The sequence below is a fragment of the Rhodococcus sp. ENV425 genome, assembly GCF_002887785.1.
Classification (GTDB): domain Bacteria; phylum Actinomycetota; class Actinomycetes; order Mycobacteriales; family Mycobacteriaceae; genus Rhodococcus; species Rhodococcus aetherivorans.
Genome location: NZ_PCZU01000281.1, coordinates 434 through 10,221 on the forward strand (window position 1 = coordinate 434; position 9,788 = coordinate 10,221).

Annotated in this window: 9 protein-coding genes; 5 read left to right on the forward strand and 4 right to left on the reverse strand. The window is 69.9% G+C overall.

The genetic code is table 11. The features are described 5' to 3' along the window. Positions 1-54: 54 nt before the first annotated feature. From CQZ88_RS26360 to CQZ88_RS26370, 3 genes are all read right to left on the reverse strand, one after another. The gene (locus tag CQZ88_RS26360; protein WP_102800535.1) at positions 55-999 is read right to left on the reverse strand and encodes a type IV toxin-antitoxin system AbiEi family antitoxin domain-containing protein; all 945 of its coding nucleotides are present in this window, start codon (positions 997-999) and stop codon (positions 55-57) included. 160 nt (positions 1,000-1,159) lie between these two features. Continuing rightward, complete coding sequence (locus tag CQZ88_RS26365; protein WP_102800534.1) at positions 1,160-2,311, reverse strand: alkane 1-monooxygenase; 1,152 nt, start codon at positions 2,309-2,311, stop codon at positions 1,160-1,162. Positions 2,312-2,506: 195 nt separating this feature from the next. Next, positions 2,507-2,710, reverse strand: a complete 204-nt coding sequence (locus CQZ88_RS26370) for a cold-shock protein (RefSeq protein WP_003938894.1) — start codon at positions 2,708-2,710, stop codon at positions 2,507-2,509. A 146-nt stretch (positions 2,711-2,856) separates the two neighbouring features. Here CQZ88_RS26370 and CQZ88_RS26375 point away from each other — a divergent pair, with 146 nt between their 5' ends. The 5 genes from CQZ88_RS26375 to CQZ88_RS26395 all read left to right on the forward strand — a co-directional run bounded on the left by CQZ88_RS26375 (position 2,857) and on the right by CQZ88_RS26395 (position 9,264). Next, positions 2,857-4,122: a pyridoxal phosphate-dependent aminotransferase gene (locus CQZ88_RS26375; RefSeq protein WP_029545602.1), complete on the forward strand. Its 1,266-nt coding sequence runs from the start codon at positions 2,857-2,859 to the stop codon at positions 4,120-4,122. A gap of 319 nt (positions 4,123-4,441) precedes the next feature. Continuing rightward, positions 4,442-5,782, forward strand: a complete 1,341-nt coding sequence (locus CQZ88_RS26380; RefSeq protein WP_206531144.1) for a YibE/F family protein — start codon at positions 4,442-4,444, stop codon at positions 5,780-5,782. 115 nt (positions 5,783-5,897) lie between these two features. Further along, positions 5,898-7,160 (forward strand): PP2C family protein-serine/threonine phosphatase, encoded by a 1,263-nt coding sequence (locus tag CQZ88_RS26385; protein WP_174824771.1) that lies wholly within the window; start codon positions 5,898-5,900, stop codon positions 7,158-7,160. Continuing rightward, entirely contained in the window at positions 7,157-8,824 is a 1,668-nt protein-coding gene (locus CQZ88_RS26390; RefSeq protein ID WP_235194047.1) for a CHASE3 domain-containing protein, read from the forward strand. Before CQZ88_RS26385 ends, CQZ88_RS26390 begins: the two co-directional genes overlap by 4 nt. Then, positions 8,821-9,264: a response regulator gene (locus CQZ88_RS26395; protein ID WP_006934327.1), complete on the forward strand. Its 444-nt coding sequence runs from the start codon at positions 8,821-8,823 to the stop codon at positions 9,262-9,264. Before CQZ88_RS26390 ends, CQZ88_RS26395 begins: the two co-directional genes overlap by 4 nt. Positions 9,265-9,301: 37 nt before the next feature. Here the strand turns inward: CQZ88_RS26395 and CQZ88_RS26400 are convergent, their stop codons facing one another. After that, entirely contained in the window at positions 9,302-9,727 is a 426-nt protein-coding gene (locus tag CQZ88_RS26400) for an ATP-binding protein (RefSeq protein WP_006934328.1), read from the reverse strand. Positions 9,728-9,788 lie beyond the last annotated feature (61 nt).

A 9,788-nucleotide genomic window follows, 5' to 3' on the forward strand; every position in this document is an offset into this window, starting at 1 on the left:
CCTGCCTACGCCTGCAACGGAGGCAAGCACGAAACGACGGGTGCAAGCTCGCCGTCAGGCCCTGAACGTCCCGGTGGGCCCCGGCCCACGTCCGGCCCGGGCGATCGCCTCCCGGATGCGGTCGGCGACCACCGAGGGTGTAGCCAGCTCGTCCCACACCCAGCGCACCACGGTCCAGCCGGCGTCGCGCAGACGATCCTCGCGCTGCTTTTCCCGCCACACCGTCTCCTCCGGGGTGATGTCGTCGCCCCGATACTTCACGCGACCGTCGAACTCGCCGATCACCCCGTGTTCCGGGAGCAGGAAATCGACCCGGGCCAGCCACCGACCGCGGTCATCGTGGATCACCGCCTGGGTCATCGGCATCGGTAGCCCGTCGCGGACAAACAGCACGCGACTGCGGGACTCGCCCACGCTCTCGCTACGCCCGTCCAGGAACCGCGCCGCGCGCAGGCCCTTCGCGTGGCCGGGATGGCGGGTGTTGCGAGCCAGTGCGCTGATCATGTCGGCGGTGGTGAGCCCGCACAGCCGCAGCGCGTGATCCCCTGCGACGACGGCCTGCTCGAACGGCAGGGTGCGGGCGAGGTCGGCGACCGTGCGGGCAACGGTGAGCACGCGCGCCCCGCCGACGTCGGTGACCTCGTCGGGAGCGAAGGGCGACGCGTGCAGGTTCCGCCCCGGCGTGCGCTTCGCTCCGCCGATGCGGTTACGGGTCAGGTGGACCTCCCCGAGCGGGGTGTTCCAGAGGGCGAGGCCGTGCAGGACGGCGGCAGAGACGTGGCTGAGCGCGGCGTCGGAGCGGAGCCCACCGGCAACGGCGACGGCTCGCCGGTGGTGACGGCCGTATTCGTCGAGCTGTGCGTAGCTCTCGGCCGGCAGATAGGCGCCGCGGTGGATGCGGTGCCAGTGCCCGCGGCCGCACAGCCGCCGGATCTCGCGATCGGTGACGCCGTGCTCGCGTGCGGCGGCGCGCCGGATGATGTCGTGTTCGTCGCCCATGACGGTCACGGTGCCGTATCCGGGCGGGCGCACACCGCAACAAACGCAGGAGGCGGCCCGATCTGTGGACGAACCGCCCGGCTGTGGACAGCCGAGCGTGCACCCGAAGCCGCGTCCCGACAACCGGATTCGACTGCCCCACCGGGTGCGAGCACGCGGGTCAGCCGTGCCGGGCGAGCAGCTCCTCGCGGCGCTTGGGATCGAGGTTCACGCGCGAGATGTCACCGTCGTAGTGGTCGAGCAGGCGCGGGTCCATCACCTTGCGCCACAACGGCGGAACGAACGACAGCAGGATCATGACGGCGTAGCCGGCGGGCAGCTGCGGCGCCTCGTCCATCGTGCGCAGCGTCTGGTAGCGCCGCAGCGGATTCGCGTGGTGGTCGCTGTGCCGCTGCAGGTGGTAGAGGAACAGGTTGCTGCAGCTGTGGTCGCTGTTCCAGCTGTGCCGCGGCGCGACGCGCTCGTACGTGCCGTTCGGCCGCGTGCCGCGCAGCAGGCCGTAGTGCTCGAGGTAGTTCGCGGCCTCGAGGAACATCACGGCCAGCACGGCCTGCACCACCAGCCAGGGCGCGACGGACCATCCGAAGACCGCGATCAGCCCGGCGTACAGCACGACGGTCAGCGCCCAGGCGTTCAGGACGTTGTTGCGCGGGCTCCACCAGGGCAGCCCGCGACGGGCCAGGCGCTCACGCTCGTACCGCCAGCCCGACCGGAGGCCGCCGAACACCGAGCGCGGCAGGAACTCCCAGTAGGTCTCGCCGAACCGCGCCGTCGCGGCGTCCTCCGGGGTGGCGACGCGCAGATGGTGACCGTGGTTGTGTTCGACGAAGAAGTGCCCGTAGCCCGACTGGGCGAGGGCGATCTTGGCGAGCCGGCGTTCGAGGTCGGTGCGTTTGTGCCCGAGTTCGTGCGCGGCGTTGATGCCGACGCCGCCGACCACGCCGACGGTGGCGGCCATCGCGAACCGCTCGGGCCAGCCCATCGGCGCGACGGTCCACACCCAGCAGGCGAAGACGAGCCCCGCGTACTGCAGCGGCAGGTACAGGTAGGTGCACCAGCGGTAGTACCGGTCCTCCTCGAGCTCGCGCACGACCTCTTCCGGCGGGTTGGCCTTGTCGACGCCGGTGAATCGGTCGACGAGCGGGACGATCACCGCGATCAGCAGCGCACCGAACGCCCAGAAGACACCGAGGTGCAGGTACTCGACGAACAGCCACGCGACGAACGGGCTCAGCGGGACGGCGAGCCCGCACAGCCACAGGTACCGTTTCCGGTCCTTCCAGCGCGCCCCCGCGCTCCCGTCCCCCACCATGTACACCAACCCCCTGGTTGTCTCGCCCGTCCCCCGAACATCACGGTTCTTACATCCCATATGTCCGCAACGCGCCGGGATGTTACCGAATAGTAGGACAAACGAGACGAACCCCCACGAAGTTGTGACCGGTCCGAATACAGCGACGGCGCCGCACCGTAGGTGCAGCGCCGTCGAACCGTCGGGACGACCCGCTCAGATGGGACGGACTCCCTGGGCCTGCGGGCCCTTCTGTCCCTGCCCGATCTCGAACTCGACCCGGGCACCTTCGTCCAGCGACTTGAAGCCGGAGCCCTGAATCTCCGAGTAGTGGACGAACACGTCGGGTCCACCGCCGTCCTGCTCGATGAAGCCGAAACCCTTTTCGGCGTTGAACCACTTCACAGTTCCCTGTGCCATACCGTGCGACTCCTCAATCCACCCGCGCGTCACCCCGACGCAACGGTCACAAGTGGTCATGATTGCACTTTTCGGGCCGATCGTCGCGGTGGACGCGGCGATGCAGGCGAAATCCGGCTGAAACCCGGTTGCGGCCGGGTGGCACCATGGACGCCGTGAGTACAGGAGAACAGGGCCACCTTCATCACCGCATCACCCGCAAGCTCGAGCAGTCCGCGAAGCTGCAGAACGTGCTGTACGAGATCCGGGGGCCGGTGCACGCGCATGCCGCGCGGCTCGAGGCGGAGGGGCACCGCATCCTGAAGCTCAACATCGGCAACCCGGCGCCGTTCGGGTTCGAGGCACCCGAGACGATCGTGCAGGACATGATCGCGGCGCTGCCCAACGCCCAGGGCTACTCCGAGTCGAAGGGAATCGCGTCGGCGCGCCGGGCCATCGTCACCCGTTACGAGCTCGTGCCGGGCTTCCCGAAGCTCGACATCAACGACGTCTACCTCGGCAACGGCGTCTCCGAGCTGATCACGATGACGATGCAGGCCCTGCTCGACGACGGCGACGAGGTGCTGATCCCGGCGCCGGACTACCCGCTGTGGACGGCGATGACGTCCCTGGCCGGCGGTACGCCGGTGCACTACCTGTGCGACGAGTCCAACGACTGGAATCCCGACATCGAGGACATCGAGTCGAAGATCACGGAGAAGACCAAGGCCCTGCTGGTCATCAACCCGAACAACCCGACGGGTGCCGTGTACTCGCTCGAGGTGCTCGAGCAGCTGGTGCAGCTGGCCCGGAAGTACCAGCTGCTGCTGCTCGCCGACGAGATCTACGACAAGATCCTCTACGACGACGCCAAGCACATCTCCCTGGCCACCCTCGCGCCCGACCTGCTGTGCCTGACCTACAACGGCCTGTCGAAGGCCTACCGGGTCGCCGGGTACCGGTCGGGCTGGATGACGATCACCGGCCCGAAGGACCACGCCGGCGGGTTCCTCGAGGGCATCGACCTGCTCGCCTCGACCCGTCTGTGCCCCAACGTGCCGGCCCAGCACGCGATCCAGGTGGCGCTCGGCGGGCATCAGAGCATCGAGGACCTGATCCTGCCCGGTGGCCGGCTGCTCGAGCAGCGCGACGTCGCGTGGGAACGCCTGAACTCGATTCCCGGCGTCAGCTGCGTCAAGCCGCGCGGCGCCCTGTACGCCTTCCCGCGCCTCGACCCGGAGGTGTACGAGATCCACGACGACGAGAAGCTGGTCCAGGACCTGCTGCTGCAGGAGAAGATCCTGATGGTGCAGGGCACCGGCTTCAACTGGCCGGATCCGGACCATCTGCGGATCGTGACGCTGCCGTGGGCCCGCGACCTGGCGGTGGCCATCGAACGCTTCGGCAACTTCCTGTCCAGCTACAAGCAGTGACCGCGGTGACCTCCTCGCGACACGCCCGGGATGCACGACACGCCGACCGTTGTCGAAAGTATATGTTGCGACGAACGAACGGCGTCACCGCAGGCAGAGCCGTCGACTCCCCCCGAAAACGAGCGTGCGGCCCGACCCCGGTGAGGACCGACACACTGTAGGTACTACCCCGGGGGCCGACAGAGCCAGTACGTTTGTCTACGGCACCTCAGCGTGCTGGGCTCCCTGATCATCGCCATCCCCCCTGTGCGAGATCAGGTCGAAGGTGGCGGGGACACCCCCCCCCTGCTCCCCGCCACCACCAGCCCTTGTCCCCCGGATGCGGCCGGTCTTCCGCGATGCGACCTCGCCGCGATCTCGTCGTTACCCTGATGCGGTGACTCGCTCAGAGCCCCCCGGACACGGACACGGCCACGGCCACGGCCACTTCTCCGGGCCGATCCCGGTCGGACCCACCGCTGCGAAGGTCGTCGTCGGACTCCTCGTCGCGATCGGCGTCGCCGTGTTCGCCGGCGCCGTCGCGCTGTGGCCCAGCGGGCAGGCGGTCGACATTCCGGCCCCGTTCCAGACCACCGGCGGCGGAGCCGTCGTCACCGAGGCCGGCACCGTCGTCGAGCAGGACATCGGCCCGTGCGGGAGCAGTTCGGCCGGCCGCCCGTTCACCGGCGACCCCGTTCCCCCAGCGACCGACGCCTACCAGTGCCAGCGCAGCATCGTCACCATCGATTCGGGCCCCAACGAGGGCACCCGCACCCTGCTCGAGATCGGGCCCGGCCCGGGGCAGCCGGACCTGCGCGTCGGCGAGGAGATCCGGCTGGTGCGGCAGGTCGACCCGTCCGGCGCCACCCAGTACTCGTTCTACGACTACTCCCGCGGGCTCCCCCTCGCGCTGATCATCACGGCGTTCGCCGTGGTCATCGTGGCCGTGGCCCGGTGGCGTGGCCTGCGCGCCCTGATCGGCCTGCTGATCGCGTTCGGGGTGCTCGTGGTGTTCATGCTCCCCGCGCTGCTCGACGGCAAACCCGCCGTGCCCGTCGCGCTGGTCGGCGGCGCGATCATCCTCTACGCGGTGCTCTATCTCGCGCACGGGGTGAATCTGCGCACCAGCTCGGCCCTGCTGGGCACCCTTGCGTCGATGCTGCTCGCCGCCCTGCTCTCGTACCTCGCGATCTGGATGACACACCTGACCGGGCTGTCCGAGGAACAGAACACCGACGTGCAGCTGTACCTCGAGCAGGTCAGCATCACCGGCCTGCTCCTCGCCGGCTTCATCATCGGTTCGCTCGGCGTCCTCAACGACGTGACCATCACCCAGGCGGCGTCGGCGTTCGAGCTGGCGGCGCTCGATCCCACGGCCTCGCGCCGCAAGGTGTTCTCCTCCGCGATGCGGGTCGGCCGCGACCACATCGCCAGCACCGTCTACACCCTGGTGCTGGCGTACGCCGGTGGCGCCCTGCCCCTGCTGCTGCTGTTCAGCGTCGCCGGCCGGTCCATCTCGGACGTCCTCACCGGCGACGCCGTCGCCATCGAGGTGGTGCGGGCGTGTGTGGGCGGCATCGCGCTCGCTCTGTCCGTTCCGCTCACCACCGGCATCGCCGCGCTGCTGGCCCGGCCCGGCGCCCCCGAGCCCGTCGCACGCAAGGGCCGCCATGCCCGGTGACCGGTTCGTCGTCCGCGGGCGACGGCGGGCGGGCGAACGATAGGTATTCTTCCTCTGTTGTCGTCCGGAGTGAGGGATCCGGGATCACGGCACGCGAGATCGAAGGGCAGGGGCCATGTTCTCCGAGCAGCACGGGCCTGCCGGCGCACCACCAGGAAGTAGCAGCAAAGGTACATCGGTCGCTCTGGAGACCGACTGGGACCGGGAGGAGCCGTCGGTCCTCCTGATCGAGGACGACGCCGGCGACGCACTCATCGTCGAGGAACTGGTGGCGGACAGCGCGCAGGGCATGCGCCTGGAATGGGTCCAGACGATGGCCGCGGCCCGCGCGGAGCTGGCCGACGGACTGCCCGACTGCATCCTGCTGGACCTGCATCTGCCCGACGCGCAGGGCATGGACGCGCTGGCCCGGGTGCAGCAGTACGCCGCCGGCGTTCCGGTCGTGGTGCTCACCGGCCTCGCCGAGGAGCAGACGGGGCTGGCGGCGGTGACCGCCGGCGCGCAGGACTATCTCGTCAAGGGTCGGGTGGAGCCGGACATGTTCGGCCGGACCGTGCGCTACGCGATCCAGCGCAAGCAGGCCGAGCATGCCGCCGTCGCGCTGCAGGCCAGCCGGCTGCAGGCGCGGGAGAACGCCCGCCTCGAACGCGGCCTGCTGCCGTCGCCGATGCTGCGCGGCACGGGCGACGTGGACGTCGTGGCCCGCTACCGGCCCGGGCGCGAGCAGTCCCTGCTCGGCGGCGACTTCTACGACGTCGTGCAGACCGAGGACGGCACGGTGCACGTGCTCATCGGCGACGTCAGCGGGCACGGCCCCGACGAGGCCGCACTCGGGGTGAGCCTTCGGATCGCCTGGCGCACCCTCGTGGTCACCGGCGTCACCGGTGTCGCGCAGTTGCAGAAGCTCGAGCAGATCATGGTCGCCGAACGGGCGAACGAGCGGCACTTCGCCACCCTCACCAGCCTCGCCATGTCGCCGGACCGGCGCCGGGTGCGGGTGATGCGCGCCGGGCATCCGGGCCTGCTGCTGCACAGTTCCCAGGGGGTGGACTGGGTCGAGGCGCCCGGCGGACCCGCCCTCGGACTGCTGCCCGGCGTCTCGACGTGGCCCGTGCACGAGCTGGAACTGCCGGAAGGCGGCGGCATCATGATGTTCACCGACGGGCTGTTCGAAGGCCGGATCGGCGACGGCGGCGAACGCCTCGGCGAGGAGGGCCTGCTGCGGCTGGCCCGCGAGGAGGGCCACCTGGCGCCCGAAGCGTTCGTCGACACCCTGATCGACCGGGCCGAGGCGCTGGCGGAGAGTCACGGAGGACTCGCCGACGACGTGGCCGTGGTACACGTGCGCTGGAGCGAGAAGGTGACGAAGCAGTCATGAGAGACCCGTCGATGCCCGAACCCAAGGTCGAGCGGGTGCGCTCGCGGCTGACGGTCCAGAGCTGGTTCCAGGTCGCCTTCGCGGTCCTTGCCGTGTTCGTCGTTCTCGGCACCATCGTGGGCGGCTACTTCATCCAGCGCACGGTCCAGATCACGGACGAACTGGTCGACCAGATCCAGCCGGCCCGCGCCGAGGCGTACCGCCTGCAGGCGGCGCTGCTGGATCAGGAGACCGGCGCCCGCGGCTACGCCGCCACCGCCGACGTCGAATTCCTCGAGCCGTACCTGACGGGCAAGCGGATCGAGCAGGAGGCCGCGGACCGGATGCGGGAGTTCACCGCCGGCCATCCGGAACTGCTCGCCGCCGTCGACGAGATCGAGGCGGCGGCGGCGGCGTGGCGCGCCGACTACGCCGACCCGCTCGTCGCGGGCGTCGTCCCCGGCGTCCCCCAGCCCGTGGATCCCGCGAGCACCGAGCGGGGCCGGACCACGTTCGACGCCATGCGCACCCTCTTCGAGGCGCAGAACGCCGAACTCGTCCAGGCCCGCGCGGAGGGCTACGACGACCTCATCCACGCCCGGACGATCCGCAACTCCGTGCTCGTGGCGATGGTGGCGGGATTCCTGCTCACCGGCCTGCTCATGGTGATCCTCGTGCACAACCTCGTCGCCATGCCGCTGGTCAGCCTGCGCGCGGCGACGCGGCGCGTCGTCGCGGACGGCAACTTCGACCAGCACATCCGCCCCCAGGGCCCGAAGGACATCCGGGCCCTGGCCCAGGACGTCGAAGCCATGCGCGGGCGCATCGTGTTCGCGCTCGCGGCCGCCCACACCCAGCACCAGCGCCTCGCCAGCCAGAAGGCGGACCTCGACGCCCAGGCCGAGGAACTGCGCCGCTCCAACGCCGAACTCGAGCAGTTCGCCTACGTCGCTTCCCACGACCTGCAGGAGCCGCTGCGCAAGGTCGCCTCCTTCTGCCAGCTGCTCGAGAAGCGTTACGGCGACAAGCTCGACGAACGGGGCACCCAGTACATCGCGTTCGCCGTCGACGGCGCCAAGCGCATGCAGGTCCTCATCAACGACCTGCTGGCGTTCTCCCGCGTCGGCCGGGTCAACGACGCCCACGTGCGCGTCGATCTGGATCAGCCGCTGGACAAGGCAGTGGCCAACCTCGCCGCCGCCGTCGACGAGTCCGGGGCGCGCATCGAGCGGCCCGAGCAGCTCCCCGAGATCACGGGCGATCCGACCCTGCTGACGATGCTCTGGCAGAATCTGCTGGGCAACGCGATCAAGTTCCGCCACCCCGACCGCGCACCCGTCGTGCGGATCACGTGCGACCGGATCGACGGTGAGGACCACGGTGACCGGGCGGGCGCCGGCCGCTGGCAGCTGTGCGTCACGGACAACGGCATCGGCATCGACGAGGAGTTCGCCGAGAAGGTATTCGTCATCTTCCAGCGCCTCCACGGCCGCGACGTCTACACCGGCACCGGCATCGGCCTGGCGGTGTGCAAGAAGATCGTCGAGTACCACGGTGGCAGGATCTGGATCGACACCGAGCACACCGGCGGCACCCGGTTCTGCTTCACCCTGCCCGCCCTGCCCGACGAAGAACCCGAAGAGCACGCCCCGGCCGACACCGATCTCGAAGGAGCCCCCGCATGACCCCCGCAGAACCCATCGACGTCCTCCTGGTCGAGGACGACCCGGGCGACGAGCTGATGACCCGTGAGGCCTTCGAGGACAACAAGATCGGCAACGAGCTGCACGTCGTCCGCGACGGCGAGGAGGCGCTGGACTTCCTGTACCAGCGCGGCGAGCACGTCGGAGCGCCGCGTCCCGACCTGATCCTGCTCGACCTCAACCTGCCCAAGTACGACGGACGCCAGGTCCTCGAGAAGATCAAGTCCGACCCGGACCTGTCCGACATCCCGGTCGTGGTGCTGACCACCTCGGCCGCCGAGGAGGACATCCTGCGCAGCTACCGGCTGCACGCCAACGCGTACGTCACCAAGCCGGTGGACCTCGACCAGTTCATCGGGGCGGTCCGGCAGATCGACGAGTTCTTCGTCCAGGTGGTGCGGCTGCCCCGCCGCCGAAACTAGCGATGCCGGCGACTACGGTCGCCGACAACTACTGCCGCTAGATGCTCCAGCGCATGGTGACGACGGTCCCGGTGTCGGCCGGGGCCACGGTCGCCGTGTCGGCCAGGGACTTGATCAGCGTGAGACCGTGCCCGCGCGAGCTGGTGCCCGGGTCGGTGTCGTTCGCGCGCCAGCTGCCGCGGTCGATGATGGCGACCTCGACCTGACGGTCGCCCGGGATCAGCGTCGCCTCGAGGTCGAGGGTACCCGATGCACCGTCGCGGTAGGCGTGCTCGACGGCGTTGGCGAGGGCCTCGTAGCTGGCCAGCAGCACGTCGCGGGTCAGCTCGGGGCGCACGTGCACCGCGTCGAGCCAGCGCTCCAGGGCCCGCCGCAGCACGGTCAGCTGACCGGGCTCGGCGCGCACGCGCCGATAGGCCAGCGTGACCGAGTCGCACAGCGGGGTGTTCTGCGGCGAAAACATCGTCTGTACTCTAACCCGTCGCGCCGGGCGCCATCGGCCACGAGGCTCCCCGGCGGCGGAG

What these genes read in the sequence shown, in the direction of transcription:
- CQZ88_RS26360 (WP_102800535.1), bottom strand. Translation starts at nt 999, where the DNA reads ATGGGCGACGAACACGACATCATCCGGCGCGCCGCCGCACGCGAGCAC.
- CQZ88_RS26380 (WP_206531144.1), top strand. Translation starts at nt 4,442, where the DNA reads ATGCGGCCGGTCTTCCGCGATGCGACCTCGCCGCGATCTCGTCGTTAC.
- CQZ88_RS26400 (WP_006934328.1), bottom strand. Translation starts at nt 9,727, where the DNA reads ATGTTTTCGCCGCAGAACACCCCGCTGTGCGACTCGGTCACGCTGGCC.
- CQZ88_RS26395 (WP_006934327.1), top strand. Translation starts at nt 8,821, where the DNA reads ATGACCCCCGCAGAACCCATCGACGTCCTCCTGGTCGAGGACGACCCG.
- CQZ88_RS26370 (WP_003938894.1), bottom strand. Translation starts at nt 2,710, where the DNA reads ATGGCACAGGGAACTGTGAAGTGGTTCAACGCCGAAAAGGGTTTCGGC.
- CQZ88_RS26385 (WP_174824771.1), top strand. Translation starts at nt 5,898, where the DNA reads ATGTTCTCCGAGCAGCACGGGCCTGCCGGCGCACCACCAGGAAGTAGC.
- CQZ88_RS26375 (WP_029545602.1), top strand. Translation starts at nt 2,857, where the DNA reads ATGGACGCCGTGAGTACAGGAGAACAGGGCCACCTTCATCACCGCATC.
- CQZ88_RS26365 (WP_102800534.1), bottom strand. Translation starts at nt 2,311, where the DNA reads ATGGTGGGGGACGGGAGCGCGGGGGCGCGCTGGAAGGACCGGAAACGG.
- CQZ88_RS26390 (WP_235194047.1), top strand. Translation starts at nt 7,157, where the DNA reads ATGAGAGACCCGTCGATGCCCGAACCCAAGGTCGAGCGGGTGCGCTCG.